At 32.3% G+C, this 22,187-nt stretch carries 6 protein-coding genes; all 6 read left to right on the top strand.

From position 1 onward, the window contains the following. The first annotated feature begins 16 nt into the window (after positions 1-16). Positions 17-1,021: a TauD/TfdA family dioxygenase gene (locus EYW44_RS16170; protein WP_132724953.1), complete on the top strand. Its 1,005-nt coding sequence runs from the start codon at positions 17-19 to the stop codon at positions 1,019-1,021. A gap of 30 nt (positions 1,022-1,051) precedes the next feature. Then, entirely contained in the window at positions 1,052-2,917 is a 1,866-nt protein-coding gene (gene asnB / locus EYW44_RS16175) for an asparagine synthase (glutamine-hydrolyzing) (protein ID WP_132724955.1), read from the top strand. A gap of 330 nt (positions 2,918-3,247) precedes the next feature. Next, a complete protein-coding gene (locus tag EYW44_RS16180; RefSeq protein ID WP_132724957.1) occupies positions 3,248-6,358 on the top strand; it encodes a non-ribosomal peptide synthetase in 3,111 nt (1,036 codons plus the stop codon). Positions 6,359-6,556: 198 nt separating this feature from the next. Further along, a complete protein-coding gene (locus EYW44_RS16185; protein ID WP_132724959.1) occupies positions 6,557-9,094 on the top strand; it encodes a non-ribosomal peptide synthetase in 2,538 nt (845 codons plus the stop codon). 136 nt (positions 9,095-9,230) lie between these two features. Next, positions 9,231-19,037, top strand: coding sequence for a non-ribosomal peptide synthetase (locus EYW44_RS16190; RefSeq protein WP_132724961.1), 9,807 nt, complete (start codon positions 9,231-9,233; stop codon positions 19,035-19,037). Positions 19,038-19,176: 139 nt separating this feature from the next. Continuing rightward, positions 19,177-22,187: non-ribosomal peptide synthetase (locus EYW44_RS16195; protein WP_132724963.1), on the top strand; the 3,011-nt coding region annotated here is incomplete at its 3' end.

Raw genomic sequence — 22,187 nt, forward strand, 5'->3', positions numbered from 1 at the left:
ACAACAACTAATCATTATGGAGAAAGAAACCACTATCTCTGCTGAAGAATTATCAAGCACTTTAGGTGTAGATATAAGCATTAGCACTAAAACAGGAGTTTGTCCAGTTATCATTACCACCGATACTAAAGAAAACGGTATTGAATGGGCAAAGAAAGCAAAAGACGAAATTAATGAATTGTTATTGGAACATGGAGCGGTATTACTCCGAGGTTTTGATATAAAAGGAGCGTCAGATTTTAATACCATGTTTAAAGTTTTTGCCGGAGATCCATTGGAATATAAAAACAGAACTTCTCCTAGAGATAAGGTTTATGAAAATGTATATACCTCTACCAGCCATCCAAAAGATCAGGAGATTCATATGCATACCGAAAACTCTTATTCCAAAACATTTAACAGACTTATAGCCTTTTTCTGTTTAGTACCACCCGATGTACGAGGAGAAACGCCTATTGTTGATGAACGTAAATTGTTTAAGTACTTGACAAAAGAAACACTTGATGCTTTTCGCGAAAGAGGAGTAAAGTATGTGAGAAATACAATTCCTGGGGTAGGATTGGATTGGAAAACAATTTATCAAACAGAAGATAAAACAAAAGTGAATAAATATCTGGAAGAAAATGATATAGCTTACGAATGGATAGGGGATGACCACTTACGAATTCAATGGGTACTTCCTGCTATTCAAAGACATCCTATAACGAATGAAGAAGTTTGGTTTAACCATATGTATTTTGGGCATAAGTCGTTATACGATCCAATGGTATTAGAGTTTTTTGAAGAAAAAGATTTACCCTTTGTTACTTACTTCGGAGATGGAAGTGAGATTACCGATGAGGTAATCCAAGAATTCAAGGATTTTTATAAGGAACATACGATTGATTTTTCTTGGCAAAAGGATGATTTTTTACTATTAGATAATATGATGTTTGCTCATGGTAGACGTCCTTTTGATGGAAAACGCACTATTCTTACAATAATGTCGCAACCGCACCAATTTGACTTAGACCCTAAATAAAAACGAAACAAACTTAAAGAGACCTCCTTTATGTGTGGAATAAATGGATTTATAAATTTTAACAGAGCGTTAAACGAAGATGATAAGCGTATCGTTGAAAGAATGAATGATAAAATCTTTCATCGAGGCCCTGACGCTCAAAACTCATTATTATATAAAAATGTAGTTTTTGGGTTTAATCGTTTGAGTATTATTGGTTTAGATAATGGGATGCAACCTGTGTTTAATGAGGACAAGTCTGTAATTCTTGTTTGTAACGGAGAAATTTTCAATTATATAGAACTCCGTGAAGAACTTAGAAGTAAAGGGCATTATTTTGAAACAAGTACCGATATCGAGGTAATTGTACATCTTTATGAAGAACATGGAATGCAATTTTTAGATAAACTAAATGGACAATTTGCATTTGCTTTATACGATACTAAAAAGGAAACGATGTTTTGTGTAAGAGACCATTTAGGAATCTTACCACTTTTTTATACTTCGGTAGATAATACTTTCATATTTGCATCGGAAGTAAAGGCCATTTTAGAACACCCAAAAGTAAAAGCTTCGGTAGATCCAGTAGGCTTAGATCAGGTGTTAACTTTTGCAGGACTTATAAGCCCTAGAACCATGTTTAAGGGAGTTAAAAGTTTAGAAAATGGTCATTATTTAGAAGTTACCAGAGATGGAAAAATTAAGAATGTAGAATATTGGGATTTAATCTACCCAGAGGGAGAAGTAGTTATTAATGGACGCTCGGAAAGTTCTTATATAGAAGAATTAGAAGGACTCTTTGAAAACGCTGTAAAATTACGTTTGCGCGCCGATGTTCCTACGGGTTACTATTTAAGTGGAGGACTAGATTCTTCTACGATCGGAATGAAGATTAGTCAATTACTTCCAGAAACTAGAAAGGAAGCGTTTTCCATTGATTTTCCTGATGCTAAACTATCAGAGTCATTCTATCAGGATATTGTGGCAAAAGAAGCGAATTCAAACCTGAATAAAAAAGTTTTTCATTTTAATGATATTGCCAGTCGATTACAAAAGTCGGTATATCACAGTGAATGTCCAGTGAAAGAAACCTATAATACAGCTTCTTTGTATTTATCAGGTAAAGTGCGTGAAGAAAACATAAAAGTAATTCTTTCAGGAGAGGGAGCCGATGAATTCTTTGCTGGTTATGTTGGTTTTAGATTCGATAAAATGAGAGAAATGGGCATGTTGGTTAACGAGGTTAGCGCAGAAGAAAAAGAATTGAGAAAGAAATTATGGGGAGATGAATCTTTCTATTATGAGCTAGACTTCCTTAAACATAATCAAACTAAAAGACAGCTATATTCACCAGCATTAAATTCATCATATGAAGAAGTAAACTGCTTAAACTATCCTATTATTAATACTGAGCGTATTGCTAACAGAAGCACCTTGAACAAGAGAGCATATATAGATTATAAACTCAGATTAACAGATCATTTAATTTCAGATCATGGTGATCGAATGGCAATGGCAAATTCGGTAGAAGTACGTTTTCCATTTTTGGATAAAAATATTGTAGAATTTTCAACCAAAGTACCGGATAGTTTAAAGTTAAGTGAAGATTTTATAGAAAAATATATTCTTAAAAAAATGGCAACTAAGTTTGTGCCAAAGGCCATCTGCGAACGCGAAAAATTTGGGTTTGTAGCTCCTGGAAGCCCTTATTTATTGCAACATAATAAAGAATATGTATCAGATATTCTTTCGTATGATAGAATTAAAAGACAAGGGTTTTTTAATCCAGATGAAATAGAGCGATTAAAGAAACAATACAGTCAACCAGGATTTACAGTGAACGTACCTTTTGAAATGGATTTGTTATTAATTGCGACCACTTTTGGAATGTTTCTGGACAACTTTATTGAAAACTAAATGGTAAAAAAATGCAGTGGTAGAATTCTCAACACAATTTTCACGCTGTTGTTGCTTCGTAAAAATAACTCGAATCGACATTCCGATATAGCGGGTAAATTCAAATGGTATAAGTAATTCAATATATAATTAGACCAACTCAAAACAGTATGATAGAGTTCACGATATCTCACAGATTTCTATAACCTGTGAGGCGTAAAACCAAAAGCTTTACACAATTATGCCGTAATACAAGGCATAATATTCAAAACAAAATAAAGATACCAACTAACTATACCAGTAATTTCAATTAGTAAATGGTATTAAACCGATAATATAACTATATTCTTTATGATTATTCAAAAAGCATTATATAATAGCTTGTTAACCCACGGCGATAAAGTAGCTATTGAAGAAAACGAGATAACAATAAGCTATACTGAGTTATTGGATAAGGCTAACAAAGTAACAGGATATTTACAAGAAAAAAAGGTACTAGAAGGATCCTATATTGGAATTCAAACCCAATCGATTACGGATATGGTAAGTGCAATGTTGGGAATAATGAATGCGCGCTGTGTATTTGTCCCAATGAATGAAGAATTACCAGAAAAACGTCTGGCTTCTATGGTTGCAAAATTAGACCTTTCATATGTATTAACAGATATTGACGCAAGGATATCAGAAGTATATGAAAATATTCCAAAGATAAATTTCAACTCCATATATAGTGGAAGCTATAATATACTATTACCTGAATATGATGCTGAAGATGCTTTGTATGTATATTTCACATCTGGTTCTACAGGTGAACCAAAAGGAATTATAGGAAAAAATAAAAGTTTATTACAGTTTCTACAATGGGAGTCAAAGAAATTCAATATCACAGAATCAGACCGTTTTAGTCAATTAATAAGCCCATATTTTGATGCTTTTTTAAGAGATGTATTTACTCCTTTATATTGTGGAGCTACCATTTGTGTTCCGCCAAAAGAAGAAGATTTTTTTACAACAGAAAAAATGGTAACATGGATTAATGCCGAGGAAATAACCATTATACATTGTGTACCAAGTGTATTTAGAATTTTTAATGCAGATAATCTTACCAGTGAAGATTATTCGAGTTTGAGATATGTACTGCTGTCAGGGGAGAAAATCGCTCCTGTTGAGTTAAAAAAATGGTATGGAATATTTGAAGATATCATTAAACTAGTGAACCTTTATGGAACAACAGAAACTACCATGATTCGCTGTTGTTATATTATAAAACCATCTGATGTATCAAAATCTAAAATTCCAATCGGTAACCCAATAGATGATACTGAACTATTAATTCTTGACAAAAACCACAAACCATGTAAATCTCTTATGTCTGGAGATGTCTATATAAGCTCACCTTATTTAACAAAAGGGTACTTAAAAGACGAGAGACTTACAAAAGAAAAATTTATTGTATTGAATGAAGGTACTTCGGAAGAAAGAATAGCTTTTAAAACTGGGGATATAGCAAGAAGGCTGATTAATAATACGGTAGAATTATTAGGAAGAAATGACAGGCAGGTTAAAATAAACGGAATTAGAATAGAGATTGATGAAATAGAGAATCTTTTGTTAGAAGCACCACAGATAGAAAATGCAGTTGTTATTAAAGATACAGTGAGTGAAGAACAATTGACAGTGTATTATCATGTAAAAGAAATCTTTAAAAATAAGAGTATCAGGGATAAAATTCTTCAATATTTGGAAGAGAATTTACCGAAATATATGGTGCCCTCTTCATTGATTGAAGTAGATGAGTTTCCATTATTACCCAACGGAAAAATAGATTTTAAAACCTTGGCCTTAGAAGGAGAAAAGAAAGTTATTAAAGCTCCAGAAGGTGAATATGAAACGAGAGTATTAGAAGTTTGGAAATCTATTTTAGGTGATAAGGCTATTTCTGTAGATGAGAGCTTTCAAATGGCAGGGGGAAGATCATTAGCATTAATGCGATTAATAGGGAAATTGTATTCTGAGTTTGGTGTACGTATTACATTAAAAGATTTGTTTAAAAACTTAACAATTCAAAAGCAAGCACAACTAATTTCCAGTTTGACGAAAAATAATAATGAAGATGTATATGCAATAAGAAAAGTTGCTGACAAAGAATATTATAATGTATCCTCTTCTCAAAAAGCTATCTATTACAATTATGAACTTAACAAAGAAGGGATAGCATATAATATGCCAATGGTTTGGGAAATATTATGGGATATTAATGCTGATAAAATAACTGAGGTTATCGAGAAAGTAGTTCAGCGACATGAAAGTTTGCGGACATCATTTTTTATACAAGATAATAATTTTGTGCAAAAAGTTCAGGACGTTGTAACGGTTAAGCTAGAACAAAAAGAAATTAAAAAAGACGTTTTAGATCAGGAAATAGAAACGTTTATTCGTCCTTTTAACCTGAATAACCCACCTTTAATAAGAGTAGGATTGTTCAAAACTGAAGATTCTCATTATTTGATTGTTGATTTACATCATATTGCCGCCGATGGAGTTTCTCAGCAGTTACTTTACAAGGAGTTTATGACGCTGTACACTAACAGAGAATTACCACCATTAACATATACTTATAAAGATTATGCCGAGTGGGAGTATGAATTTAGAAAACAGGAAGATTTTGCTAAATTAAAAGATTTTTGGCTACATAAATTTGAAGATGGAGTACCTAAATTAAATCTATTTTCATCTGGAAAAAAAGAAAACGAAACCGGAAAAGAAGGAGAACAAATAGAATTCAATATTGATAAAAAAGCTATTCTTCAATTTACAGAGACCTTAAGTAAAAAGGGTATTACAACCTTCACGGGATTCTTTGGAGTACTGCAGTTGTTACTATTTAAAATTACGGGGCAAAATGATATGGTTATTGGAATAACATCTTCAGGAAGAGTACAGGAAGAAATTAATGATTTAGTGGGAACTTTTGTAAATATGTTACCAATTCGTCAAGCTATTGATAAGGAAATGAGTTTTGTTTCTCATGTTTCAAAATTAAAAGAGCATTTAATTGAAGCGATGAGCAAACAATTATATAGTTTAATTGATATTAAAGCAGCACTAAATAAACGTAATAGTGAACAAAATAATAACATGTTTGATGTATTATTTAATTATCAGGACATGACGAAAACGGATACGTTTTCAGACGAATTCCCTATAAACTATTATGAAATGAACACCAAAAGTTTCAACTACCCCTTAGAGTTGAAAGTATTTGAAATGCTAGAGGTTGTAAGTTTTAAATTAAAATATATAACCAGCTATTTCAATAAAAAGGATGCTCAAGCATTTGCAGATGAATTCCGGCAAATAGTATTGCAATTGGTTAAAAATCCAGATGTAGCGATGCATTTACATGTAGAAAAGAAGCTACAGGAAAGTCAGATGATAGACGAAATTTCATTCAATTTTTAGATATAAAATCATTGTCGATTTTGATAAACCTTATGGGACTTTTAACCTAGGAGGTATAAAAGAATGATTTAAAACATTCATAAATATATCATTACGCGAAAAAATAAAAATCAAATTATACTAGGTATTACTTCAGGGGTAAACATTTCTGAAGTAATTAAGCCTTTACCTCTAAGTTTTTAAAGAGATAAAACCAATATGAATACAACAAATTACTGGGAAAAACGACTAGAACATTTTGAATTAGAAACCTATTTTGAAGAAGTACCTATTGAAGAGTTTTCTGAAAAGGCAGTGCACAAAAGTGATAAGATGTATGCAAGTGATGAACTACTAAATCAGCTTCACACAATTGCTCCTTCCAATCAGGCAAAATATATGGTTTTATTAGCTGTTTTAGGAACACTTATCCAAAAAACAACAGATAAAAAAGAAGCTCTTATTTGTACTCCGTTGTTTTCACTTAAAGAAGAAAGTTTAGTTTTTAAGAAAACGATTCCGGTCAGAATTTTAAATACAAATGATTTGACTTTTAAGGAATTGTTGATGCAATTAACAAATAGTTTAAAAGGAGATTTTAAACAAGGTGATTCTTTAACAGATACTATTTGGAAAACCCGCTTAAATACCTCAAAAGTGGGAATGTATATGAAGCAAATACAAGTTGATAATTTTAATCAGTTAAATTATCCTGACTTACAATTTATTTTTAGTGCTGACGACAGACTCTCTTTAGACATTAAGTGTAACACTAATTACTATAATTTCGATTATATAAAAACAATAGGGCAACGCTATTTTATACTGTTAAAAACTATATTAACAGAGAAAGATAAACAATTAAAAGATTGTTTGTTGATTACTGAAGATGAAGAAAAAGATTTGAAGTCATTTAACAGGGAACAAAAAGAAAAAGTGTATTCAAAAAATCTTTGTGAGTTATTTGAAAAGCAAGTGCTTAAATCGCCAAAAAACCTGGCAGTTGCTTATAAACAGAACCAACTAAGTTATGAAGAGTTAAATGCAAGAGCAAATCAGCTGGCAAACTACTTGATTAAAAAAGGACTGAAAAAAGGAGAAATGGTTGGGCTGTATCTCGATCGATCTGTAGAAACTATAATAGGGCTTTTAGGGGTGTTAAAGGCAGGAGGCGTTTACCTTCCTATGTCGTCAAAATTTCCTGATGAAAGAGTTTCTTACATGCTTGAAAAGGGAGAAGTTGCCATTTTATTGACACAGGAAGACTTGATAGTTTCGTTTGATTTTAAAGGAATACAAGTAAGTATAAATTCGATAAAAGTTTTAGAAGAATCATCTGAAAATATAGCTGTAAAAAAATCAGCAGAAGAAAGTGCTTATTGTATTTTTACTTCTGGTTCTACAGGCACTCCAAAAGGAGTACTTGTGTCTGACAAAAGTGTCATTAATTTAGTTGACGGATTAAAAGAAACCATCTATGATAGCTTACCAAACCCTTTAAGAGTAGCGTTATTGGCATCGCATGTTTTTGATGCCTCTGTTCAACAAATATTCGGTGGCTTATTGCAAGGGCATAGTATTTATATAGCTAGTCAGGAAGAATGTTCAGATGGTAATAATTTATTACGTTTTTATCAGGAAAACAAGATTCAGGTTTCAGATGGAACTCCAACACATTTTAGATTAGTGGTTAGAGAATTGAATGCCGATCATAAACTGGATCATTTTAAAGTTTGGATATTGGCAGGTGAAGAGCTTCCTAAAAAAATAACAGCTCGTTTTTTCGAAATAGTACAAGACAACGTAAAAATTTATAATATGTATGGACCTACAGAAACTTGTGTAGATTCTACCTATTACCCGTTGACTAATACTACTATAAATGCCTATTCATTTATTCCAATTGGAAAACCACTTCCCAACGAACAAATTTATATTACAGACGGGTACGGAAACCAAATGCCAGTTGGAATTGTAGGAGAAATTGTTATTGCAGGAGATGGATTAGCCAAGGGATATCTTAAAGATGAGGTGCTTACAGAAGAAAAGTTTAAACAACATTGGTTGAAAAACGAAGTTAGAGTTTACAAAACTGGAGATCTTGGTGCTTGGATGCCCGATGGGAAACTAAAATTTATTGGAAGAAAAGATAGTCAGATAAAATTAAGAGGTTATCGAATAGAATTTGGAGATATTGAGAATACTATTATGAGTTTTGATGCTGTCAAAGAAGTGGTTGTTGATCTTAGAGAATATAAAAACGAACCATGTTTAGTTGCTTATTATGTTCCAAAAGAGAAAAATATCATCACAAATCCAAGAGATTTTCTGATAAACAAATTACCAGAGTATATGATTCCATCCTATTTTTTGGAGTTAGATGAACTACCGTTAACCACCAGTGGTAAACTCAACAAAAAGTTACTTCCTGATCCGGAGATCAATATAACGGGAGAACATAAATTACCTGAAAATGATACAGAAGAAAAATTGCTAAGTATTTGGTCAGATGTTTTGAACCTTGAAAAAGAAAAGATTAGCACTAATGCTTCTTTTATGGCATTAGGAGGACACTCATTAATGGCAATACAAATTGCGAATCAGATTAAAAAAAGTTTCGAAATACAGATAACTTTAGTTGAATTATTTCAGCAGGCAACAATACAACAACAAGCTAGGTTTATTGAGGCAAACAGTTGGCTTAAAGAAAGCTCATCAACTATGGAAGAAACTTCAAAACTTGATATAGAAATATAATTAACACCATTTCAGGCATAAAAGCACTCGTTAAAAAATACAACTGTTTATCGGTGCAACTTTGCATCAGAACTGACTGGTACAACCTAACTGAATAAATTATTACAGTACCTAAAAAACACTTTACTGAATTATTATGGAAGAACTAATTTTAAAATTAAAGCAAGAAAACATTGATATACGTGTGATCGATGATAAATTAAAAATAAGTGTGCCAAAAACATTTACTGACAGTCTTCTTGTAGAAGAAATTAGAGCTAATAAAGCAGCGTTGATAGCCTATGTGAACAAAACTCAAAGTAAAGATTCAGTAATATCAAGTATCCCTACAACTACAAAAGATCATATTTTTAAACTTACTTCTGCTCAAATGCGTATGTTTATTTCTGATGATCTAACAGGAGATTCATTGGTTTATAATTTACCACAAGCTTATGAAATTCAAGGGGTTTTAGACAAAACCAAATTGTCAGAAGCTTTTAATAGTTTGATTAATCTTCATGAAAGTTTACGTACTGTTTTTCAGTTAGATTCTGAACATAATCCTCAACAGGAAATTTTAGATAGTGTTAATTTTGAAGTAGAGCATTATGAAGCATCTAAATCTGAGGTGGGGTCGATTATTAAAAAATTTGTCAGACCTTTTGATCTTTCAAAAGGGCCTTTAATAAGAGCTGCGTTGGTTAACGTTAATTCGGAATTACACATCTTGTTGGTTGATTTACATCATATTATTTCAGATGGTACTTCCCAAGAAGTTTTAATTCATGATTTTATGCAGCTGTATAAAGGAATAGAACTTTCAAAAGTAAATGTAAGGTATCGTGATTATCTTAATTGGTATTTAAGTGAAGAAAATCAGTCTTCAATAGCTACTCAGGGAGCGTTCTGGAAAAATGAATTTTCTGGAACCTTACCTCTATTAAACCTTCCAACAGATTATGTACGTCCAGTAGAGAAATCTTATAAGGGAGCTACTCATCAATTCCAAATTTCAAAAGAAACCGCTTCGGCGTTAAAAGAGATTGCACAACAAAACAATTCCTCACTATTTTCTGTACTATTGTCTGTATATAGTGTACTACTGTCAAAATTAAGTAGTCAGGAAGATATTATTATTGGAACTCCTGTGGCGGGACGTGTACATGCAGATTTACAAAGAATGATCGGAGTCTTCGTTAATACTTTAGCTCTTCGTGTATTTCCTCAACAGGAAAAAAGCTTTCTGGGGTTTCTTAATGAAGTATCTAAAAAAACGATTCAATGTTTTGATCATCAATCATATCCTTATGAGCGTCTGGTTGATGATTTAGGAGTTGAACGTAACCCAGCTCATAATCCTTTATTTGATACGTTGTTTATTCTTCAAAATATAGAAAAGGATACTTCGGCAATTGATTCTTTAGAGATACAGTCTTATGAACATGAACAACACAGTACATCAAAAGTTGATCTTAGTTTATTTGCATTTGAAGGAGAAGAAGGGGTGTTGTTTAAGTTTGAATATGCTTTGGATCTGTTTACAGAGACTACCATACAAGAGTTCTCTGCTTACTTTACCAGAATTATTGATCAAATAGTTTCGAAGAATGAACTGAAAATATCAGAAATCACTTTACTTTCAGAATCAGATCGTTCAGAACTAATGAATGCAAGTATTGGAAAATCTCAGCAATTTTTTAACGAAACAACGATTATCTCTTTATTTGAAAAGCAAGCTCTTAAATTTTCAAATGAGGTGGCTTTAGTTTTGGGCAATCAAACACTAACCTATAAAGAACTCAATGAACGTTCTAATCAACTGGCTCATAAACTTCAGGCATTAGGAGTAAGTACAGATGTTCTGGTTGGCTTATTACTAGATAAAAGTATTGAAGCGGTTATTAGTTTACTAGCAGTATTAAAGGCCGGAGGAGCCTATCTTCCTATTGATGTAAATTATCCCGAAGATAGAATCCAATATATTCTTGAGAACAGTGGGGTAAAGGTTTTAATAACAACAAACAACTATAACACTTTTAATAATGAATCAGAGATAACGTTACTTATTGATGATTTTAACGAGGAAGAATGGTCTAAAGAAGCCCCTGAACGTAAAGAGTCTTTATCAAATCTTTGTTATGTAATTTACACTTCTGGATCTACCGGAAATCCTAAAGGAGTAATGATTACCCATGGAGCATTAGTAAACTATATTGGTTGGGCATCTGATTATTATCTTGAAGGAATACCAGCAACATTCCCGTTGTACACTTCTTTTTCGTTTGATCTTACAGTTACCTCAATTTTTATTCCGTTAGTTACAGGAGGTAAGGTTTTAATTTATAAGGACGTTGAAGAAGCAACATCTATTGAATCTATAATATTAGATAATAAAGTAGACACGATTAAACTAACGCCTTCACATTTAAAAATTATAAGTATAAGTGAGAAGTTATCTGAAAGCTTTGCAAAAAGTACTATTAAACGTCTTATTATTGGAGGAGAAGAACTTACTCATCAGCTAGCAAAGGAAATACATTCAAAGTTTAACGGTAGAATAAAGATTTATAATGAATACGGTCCTACGGAAACTACCGTAGGGTGTATGGTATATGAATTTGATATAGAGAAAACTACTGTTTCGGTTCCAATTGGAAACCCTATATCAAACATGAATACTTATGTTCTAGATGCCAATCTGAATCCTGTACCTAAAGGAGTAGTAGGAGAGCTATACATAGCAGGAACAGGTGTGGGGCGTGGTTATTTAAATAATGAAACTCTTACCAAACAACGATTCGTTTCCAATATTGTTACTCCTGAAACGTTAATGTATAAGTCGGGAGATTTAGCTATGTGGTCTAAAGAAGGAGAGATGATTTTTAAAGGTCGTATTGATGATCAGGTAAAGATTCGTGGATATAGAATAGAATTAGGTGAAATAGAACATCATTTAATGCGTCATGATTTTATAGATCAGGTGGCATTGATATTAAGGAGAAATGCTAATGAATCTGATCAATATTTGTGTGCATATTATGTAGCTAAAACAGAGGTTTTTGCAGAGAATTTAGTAGAATATTTAAAAGAGAGAATCCCTGAATATATGGTTCCAGCTCATTTGATTCAGGTAGATACGATTCCGCTTACTTCAAACGATAAAGTAGACTTTAGCCAGTTACCCGATCCAAAGGAAACTAATAAAGAGCTTTATGTAGCTCCAGTGAATTATCAGGAGGAAGTAATGACTAATATTTGGGCAGAGGTATTGGTTCTTCCAAGAGTTGGAACTAATGATAACTTTTTCGGTTTGGGAGGAGATTCTATACGTGCTATTGGAATCATCTCAAAAATTAATAAAAAATTCAAATGTTCATTAACTGTAGCAGATTTACATTCTAATCAAACCATAAAGGAATTAAGCGAGCTTTTAGATAAGAAAGAAGATGAGAAGAACAAAAAACTTCTGGAACAAACAGAAGTAGATTTACAGACTTTTCAACAAGAATATAAGCAAAAAAACAATTTCCTAGCAAACTATGAGGAAGTGTATCCAATGAATGGAGTTGAAAAAGGAATGGTTTTTTATTCTATGAAAGATGCAGACAGACATGTCTATCACATACAGAAAATATATCCGATTCCTTATAGAAATTTTGATCTAGATATTTTCAAAAAAACAGTAAGTTTGGTTTCAGAAAAGCACGATGCCTTACGAAAAATATACGATCTGAAAAATTTTGCTCATATAGTTTTAAAAGAAGGAACTCCAGAGATAAACTATATGGATATTTCTGATGATAGTTTAACTTATCAAGAGAAATATAAAATTGTTGAAGAAAAAATGTATGAAGAACGTTATAAGGAAATTGTTCTTTCAATGTCATTACTATGGAGAATAAACATTATAAAAATAAAAGATGATTTTCATTTGCTGATGTTTAATTCACATCACTCTTTATTTGACGGATGGAGTTTGTCATCATTTATTTCAGAATTATATAATGTATACTTCGGTTTAGTTGAAAACAAAAACTTCATTCCAACGAAGTTACAAAGTAGCTATAAAGATCATATTATAGAAGAACTTTCGGCAACTAATAAAGCGGCTTCTGTAGCTTATTGGAAGAAAGAACTGGAAGGATATCAACGTCTGGAGTTTCCGACCACAGGGTTGCAACATGAATACAAAATGAATCGTTTTGACTTGGGAGCTGACATGAGGAAGTCGTTAGAAAAAATAGCAACTAACTACGGAACCAGCTTTAAGCATCTTACCTTTGCTGCTTATATCTATGCTATGCGTATGCTTACGTATGACAATGATATAACCGTAGGTGTTGTTACTAATAACCGTCCGTTAACTATTGATGGAGAGCAGTTGCTAGGATGTTTTGTAAATACTATCCCTTTCCGAACAATAGTTCCTTCTGATATTACTTGGGGAGATTATATTATGCTGGTTGAGAATAAACTCAGAGAGCAGAAATATCATGAAAGAATGCCTTTTTACAAAGTTTTGGAAGCTATTGGAGAAGGAAGTCAGGAAACCAACCCTATTTTCGATACCTCATTTAATTATACTGATTTCAGAGTCTTAGAAGGATTAATGAGTGAAGATGAAGTTGATTTTTCTGAACAACAAGGCTATGTTTTTGAAAGTTTTATGAATAACAATACGCTTTTTGATTTCAATATAAATGCAGAATCAAAAGGGTTTATATTAACTATCTGTTATTCTACAACAGTATTAAACGACTTACTTTCAGAACGTTTATTTTACTATTTTAAAAACATACTAAATAAATTCATTAGTCACGCTAGAGAAAAGATAGATAAAAATTCAATTTTACCAGAAGAAGAAAGGAAATATCTGTTATCAGTAAATGATTATTTAGATAATACTATTAACTACCCTACAGAGGAAACAATTGTATCAATTTTTGAAAAAAAGGCGCAAGAATATCCTGAAAAGACTGCAGTTGTTTTTGAAGATGAAACATTGTCTTATAAAGAGGTAAACAACTTAGCGAATAAAATAGCACATACTTTATTAAATAAAGGAGTTGTACGAGGAGATAAAGTAGGTCTTCTTATAGAAAAAACACACCATGTAATTCCAATAATGTTAGGAATATTAAAGGCAGGAGGGTGTTATATTCCAATAGATACAGAATATCCTTCTAATCGTATCAATTATATTATTGAAGATAGTGGAGTTAATTTAGTAATCGCAAAATCTGAACACGCTTCAACGATTAACGATAAGTGTGATGTCGTTTTATGGGATACCATTATTAATGCAAATGATTTAACGGATAATCCTGAGCAGGTAAATTCTCCTGAAGATCTTTGTTATGTATTATATACTTCAGGAACTACAGGAAAGCCTAAAGGAGTAATGTTAGAACACAAAAATGTGGTAAGGCTTTTAATTAACAGTGAATTACAGTTTGAATTTAGTGAAAACGATGTATGGGCTATGTTCCATAATCATTGTTTTGATTTTAGTGTATGGGAAATGTACGGAGCATTATTATATGGAGGGACATTAGTAGTACTTTCTTCGCAAGAAGCTAAAGATCCATCAATCTATTTAGAAAAAGTTCTAAGACATAAAGTTACTGTTTTAAGTCAGACACCAACTGCTTTTGATGGATTTATGAAAGCATGTGAATCTTCTCAATCAAGGACTCCAAATCTCCGTTATGTTATTTTTGGAGGAGAGGCATTGACCCCTTCAAAATTAAGTGTTTGGCATGAGTCAAATCCATCAGTGAAACTCATTAATATGTATGGTATAACTGAGGTTACTGTACATACTTCATTTAAAGAGATTACAAGTCAGGAAATGAATAAAAATGCGAGTAACATTGGGCAGTCAATACCTACCACATTAATGTATTTGTTTGATGGTGAGCAGAATTTAGTACCACAAGGAGTTACAGGAGAAATATACGTAGGAGGTCTAGGTGTGGCACGTGGTTATTTGAATAAGGAGGCATTAACTAACGAACGTTTTATACAAAACCCTTTTAAAACTAATGATATTTTATATCGATCAGGAGATCTTGCACGACTTGAGGAAAATGGCGAGTTATCTTATGTTGGTAGAACAGATCATCAGATACAGTTAAAAGGACACAGAATTGAGTTGAGTGAGATAGAGTATCAATTATTAACACATGAAACCATTACTGATGCGTTTGTTCTTATGAAAGAAAATGCACAAGGAGATACTTTTCTATGTGCATATTTCATTGCCAAGGAAGAACTGGGAACAGAGCTTCTTAGAGAGCATTTAAGTGTTAGAATTCCGACATACATGATGCCATCCTATTTTATGCAGATTGATGAAATTCCACAGACACATAATAATAAGATAGACGTTAGAAAATTACCTGAACCAAAGGCTAATATACAAACACGTTATGAGGCTCCAACAAATAATATAGAAAAAACAATTGGTGAAGTTTGGGAACAGACGTTAGGCGTTGAGAAAATAGGAATTAATGATAATTATTTCAATTTAGGAGGTGATTCTTTAAAGGCTATTGGTTTAATCTTTGAAATCAATAAACTATTACAATCTTCATTAACCATAGCGGATTTGTATACCTATCAAACGGTTGCTGAATTATCAAAGGCAGTATTTGAAGGAGACCTTCAGGTACAAGAAAAGGCATTAACATTGGCTACAGAAGAATTGTATTCTTTTCAGGAAGATTATAAAGCTCATAATACTTTTTTAGATTCTTATGAAGAGGTATATCCTATGAACGGAATAGAAAAAGGTATGGTGTTTCATTCTTTGAAACGAGATTCTGATAATATTCATAAAATTCTATATCATGAGCAAAATATATATCCGTTATCTATAAAGAATTTTGATTTCGACGTTTTCAATCAGGCACTTCGTCTGATGATAAAAAAACACGATACACTGCGAAAAATTTTCGATTTAGAACATTTTGCTCATATTGTAAAAAAGGAAATTACTCCGGAGGTTAATTTTATTGATATAAGAAATCTTTCAACTGAAGATCAGGAAAGCTATATTCATGAAAAAATGCAGGAAGAAAGAGTTAAGGCTACGGGGCTTTCTTTTTCTGTGCTATGGAGAATGAATATCATAAAAGTAAAGGATGATTTTCAATACCTTCTTTTTGACTTACATCATTCTTTATTTGATGGATGGAGTTTATCGTCATTCATAACAGAGTTAAATAATATTTATTACCGTTTATTAAAAGAACCAGCATTTATTCCTGAAAACCTAAAAAGTTCATATAAGGATCAGATATTGGGAGAGATGATTGCAATAGAAAATTCGGCTAGCCAACAATATTGGAAAGAAGAATTAGAAGATTATGTTCGCTTGCAATTTGCTCCTACAGGACTAACTCATGAATACAAGTATAGTAAGTTTGAAATGGGAGCCTCTTTAAGACAACAACTTGAAGAAGTAGCTATTCAGCATAGTACAAGTTTTAAGCATTTATGTTTTGCGGCCTATGTATATACTATGAAAATGCTTAGTTATAGCAATGACGTTACGGTTGGGATTATAACAAATAACAGACCTTTGGTTCCAGATGGGGAGGAGGTATTAGGGTGTTTCTTAAATACAGTTCCTTTCAGAGCACAGTTTAATGAAGAAATGACATGGAAAGACTATGTAAACATTATTGAACAAAAGCTAAGAGTTTTAAAGCACCATGAACGTATGCCATTTTACAAAATATTGGATATAATTGGCGAACAGAGTCAGGAAAATAACTCTATATACGATACTTCATTTAACTATATTGATTTTAGAGTGTTCAATGATATGGTAGAAGAAGAGGAGCACAAAGGAAATGATGATGTAGCCTTGGAGTTCGATAATTATATGAATGAGAATACATTGTTGAATTTTTCAATGTTTGCCCATAATCAAGGTTTTAAGTTAGTTTTAACCTATTCAACCAGTGTTGTAGATGAACGTTTATTAGAGCAATTACGAACACATTTTACCAATGTATTGCATATGTTCATAAACAACATTGATGCTCCAATGACGAACAATGCAATTATTTCAGAAAAAGAAACGAAGCAAATATTCAATGAATTTAATGATTTAGAACTTTGTATTGAAGAAGGAGAAACCCTAATGTCATTATTCCAAAATCAGGTAGTTAAATTACCTAACAAGGAAGCGATTCGTTATGAAAATCAAATACTAACCTACAGAGAACTCGATCAAAAATCGAATCAGGTAGCTGTTTATCTAACTAAAGAAAAAGGAATAAAAGCAGGAGACATTGTTGGAGTATATCTTGATAGAGAATTAGATTTAATCCCTATACTTTTTGGAATATTAAAAATTGGAGCAGCTTACCTTCCTTTAGATGTTAAACACCCGCAGGAAAGAATAGTTTCTATCATTGAAGATTCAGAGTTGGGTATGATTATCACAAGGAATGAATATTTAAGTGATACGGAGGAAACTCATATTACTTTAGTAGATCTGGATAGGGAGTTAAGCGTTATATATGAACAAAGTAATGAGTTTAAGGATAAGTCGACTCCCGAAGGAATGTCTTATGTCATTTATACTTCAGGATCTACAGGGAAGCCCAAAGGAGTAATGATTGCGCATAAATCTGTAGTGAATTTATTGTTGGCAATGCATCGCAAATATCCAATTGAACAAGGAGATTCTTATTTATTACAAACTAATTATGCCTTTGACGTATCCGTAGCAGAAATATTTGGATGGTACCAAGGAGGAGGTTCTCTAGTAATATTACCGAAATTAGAAAATAAAGAACCTGCAAAAATTGTTAAGGTTATTGTGGAAAACAAGATAACACATGTGAATTTTGGACCTTCATTATTCTCAGTTGTTCAGGATGAATTGGAGGATATTGAGGTAACAAATATTGAAAGTCTTAAACATATTTTCTTAGCAGGTGAAGCACTTCCAGTAAGCATGGTTGAAAGGTTTAACAGTTTAAATACTAAGGCAACTTTGGAAAACATCTATGGACCAACGGAAGGAACAATATTTAGTACATGGTATTCAACTGTCAACATGGATAAGGGAAGTACTTCTGTATCTATTGGTAAGCCGTTATATAATGTAAATGCTTATGTGTTGGATAAACAAAATAATATTCAGCCTATTGGAACTCCTGGAGAACTTTGTCTTTCAGGGGCAGGACTAGCATTAGGCTATTTGAATAAACCGAAATTAACTCAGGAACGTTTTATTAAAAATCCTTTTGTAAATGGAGAGAATATGTATAAAACTGGTGATTTGGTTGCATGGGATGTTGATGGAAACTTACGATTCTTAGGAAGAATAGATGACCAGATAAAAATAAGAGGAAATAGGGTAGAACTTGGAGAAATAGAAACAACATTTAACAACATTGCAGGAGTAAAACAATCGTTTGTTCTAGTGAAGAATCATCACGGAACTCAGCAATTAGTTGCTTATATAAAGGGAAGTATAGAAAAAATTGATACCGTAAAAAGTAGTCTTGCAATGAAGCTTCCTGATTATATGATTCCAGAATCATTTGTTGTTCTTGATGAATTTCCAACTACGAGAAGTGGTAAGATTGATAAAAAAGCCTTACCAGAACCTGATGTTGTAACAACAACAGTATATGTTGCACCTGAAACTGAATTAGAAAAACAACTCGCGCAAGTTTGGATAGATGTATTAGGTATTGAAAGAATAGGAATTAACGATGATGTTTTTAAGCTTGGAGTTAACTCACTTGGCATTATGAAATTTATAGCAAAAATTCGTAGAGTACTGGATCTTGATGTTCCTTTTAATATTGCATTTAAGTATGTTACAATAAGTGAACTAGCAAAAGTATTGAGTCTTGCAATGGAAGAAAAAGACAACGAAGAAGATACAGAGGATTACTCTATAACAGAGAGTTTTGAAGAAGGAGTTATATAATACTATACTTGATTTTAAGCCGTAACTAACGCAAAATTTATCATTTTATTTCAAGGTATAATTTGTCTTAACTACCAAACAGAAATACATTCTTATAGGGGAATATAAGAGTGTATAAACATTAATTTTAAACACCACTATGGAAAGCAGTATAGTTCTTAATATTATTCATAAGGCTAAAGAGAATGGAATAAAACTCTTTGTAGATCAGGGAGAGTTAAAATTTCGTAAAAAGAAAGAAGTAAAAATATCAAGCGAATTGATTAATGAAATACGATTGAATAAAAAACAGATTATTCAGTTTTTTAGGAATGATATTTCTGAAATAAAACAAGACCGTAATCATGTTATAAAAGTAGCAACGCGTCCTAAGAAAATTCCATTATCATTTTCTCAAGAACGATTATGGTTTATTGATAAACTTCAAGGTACATTAAACTACCACATGCCAGTTATTCTTCGTTTTAAGGAAGGAATTAATATTGATGGAATTAACTATGCTTTTAAAAAATTAATAGAAAGGCATGAAATATTAAGAACGGTTCTTAAAGAAGAGGAAGGAGTAGGATATCAAGAAATACAAACTTCTGACAATTTTGAAGTTTCTTATATAGAAACTCAGGAAGATAAGCTGGAAAGTTTAATTAAGGGATTGATGAAAATTCCATTTAAACTAGATTCAGATTATATGCTCAGAGCAAATATGCTTCATATCGATGAAGATGATCATATGTTAGTTATGATAATGCATCATATAGCATCTGATGGCTGGTCTATGGTAATTCTGGCAAATGAAATGCTTGCTTTTTACAAAGAATATACGGAAGGGGTTTCAGTTCAATTCGGAGATTTATCTATACAATATGCCGACTATGCTATTTGGCAAAGAGACTATTTGAATGATGAAGACTTAGAAAAAAAATTACTGTTTTTGGAAAATAGCTTAGCTGGTTTGGAACCCTTATCGTTACCCACTGATTTTCCTAGACCTATGCTACAAAGTACGCGTGGAGATTATTATAAATTTCAACTGGATCAACAAACAACTGATCAATTAGTTTCACTATCAAAACAACATGGTGGTACATTATTTATTGTGCTACTTTCAATATACAAGATATTATTATACCGTTATACAGGACAAAAAGGTATTTGCGTAGGTACTCCGGTAGCTAATCGTTCTCAGGAAGAAATATCAGAACTAATAGGCTTTTTTGTTAACAGTATTGCATTAAAAAGCGATGTTGAAGGTAAAAGTACTTATGAAAACTATCTAAAAACCTTAACAGACCAGACGCTTAAGGCGTTTAAATATCAAGACGTTCCTTTTGAAAAAGTAGTACAACGTATTGAAAAAGAAAGAGATCAAAGTCGTTCTTCATTGTTTCAGGTAATGCTAACACTTCAGGAGGAAGAAAGTAATGATTTTGATAGAGAGGGAGGAATGGAAAGCGATAACGTTTTAGGATATAACAATCAATTTGCATCACTGTTATACGACCTAGACCTTACTGCTTTAAAGTGGGATACTGGGTTGTTAATCAGTATTACCTATTCAACAGATTTATTTGAAAAGTCTACTATTATAAAGTTTGCAGAGCATTTTCAAGAATTAACAGCTTCCATTTTAGCGGATCCAAAAAGGTTAATAGATGAGTTAACAATTCTTGGGAAGGAAGAACACAATTCAATTGTTAATGAATTAGGTGAAGGAGAAATAAAGAAAGATTATAAAGATTCTTCAGTTTTAACTTTATTTGAAACACAAGTAAAGCAACATCCGGAAGCTATTGCTGTGAGGGGTGAAAATGATGTGTTAACATATAAAGAGCTTGGAGAGCGTTCAGATAGTATTGCTTATTACCTTTATAAAAAAGGTCTTAAAAAAGGGACTATTCTTCCAGTTTATGTAGAGAAGAGTCCGTTAGCATTGGTGTATATGCTTGGAATATTAAAAGGGGGAGGAGTTTTTGCACCAATAAATAGGTTACTACCTAAAGAAAGATTAGCAGGAATTTTAGAGGAGTTAAATGCACCATGGATATTTACATCTCAGGCTTGTATCAATGAATTACCAAAAGAGTATCATAAAAACATCATTGATGCGTCTTTCGAAAAGGAGTTTTATAATCTGGAGAACGTTGAAACAGAAAAGCTTCCAACAGTTCATGGTAAAGATCTAGCTTATGTTGTTTACACTTCTGGAACAACAGGAAAGTCGAAGGGAGTAAAAGTAAACCATGAATCACTTTGTGAAAAAGCCTATATGTGGCAGGAGTTATATGGTTTAGATGAAACGACTCGATTGTTACAAATGGCTAACTTTTCATTTGATGTATTTATAGGAGACTTCTGTAGATCGTTACTTTTTGGAGGGGAGATGGTATTATGTAAGGTTGAGAATTTTACTCCAGAAAAACTTAGTGAACAAGTAAATAAGCATCAAATTAATATTATAGAGTTTACCCCTGGAATATTAGTTCCGTTTTTAGATTATACTTATACTAATTCAATAGCACTTGATAGTTTAAAAACAGTAATTATTGGATCGGATATTTTAAGTCTACATGATGCCAAAGAATTAAAAGAGAAATACGGAAAGACCATACAACTGTACAATAGTTATGGAGTTACAGAAGCAACCATTGATTCAGCTTGTTTACTACTTAATGAATATGATTTTAATAATATAAGTAATGTTCCTATTGGGCGTCCTTTGTCCAACACGACACTTTACGTACTTGATAGTTGTGGGAATATTGTGCCCAGAGGAGTTATAGGGGAATTGTATATAGGCGGTTCAGGTGTTTCAGAGGGTTACTTAAACAGAGCAACTTTAACGGAAGAGCGTTTTGTAAATAACCCTTTCAGAAAGGGAGAGAAAATGTATCGTACCGGAGATTCGGCAAGGTGGTTACCAGATGGTAATATAGAATTCTTTGGAAGAAAAGACAACCAGATAAAACTTCGAGGATATCGTATAGAATTAGGAGAGATCATTAATCAGGTGGAGAGTCATGCAGGGGTAGATCAGAGTGTAGTAATTGTAAAAGGAAGTGGTAATGATCAGTATTTAGTTTGTTATTATACTAGTGCTTCTTCTTTAGTAGCATCTGAACTAGAGGAATATTTACAAGGTGTTTTACCGGA

This window comes from Tenacibaculum sp. M341 (genome assembly GCF_004337695.1).
GTDB lineage: Bacteria > Bacteroidota > Bacteroidia > Flavobacteriales > Flavobacteriaceae > Polaribacter.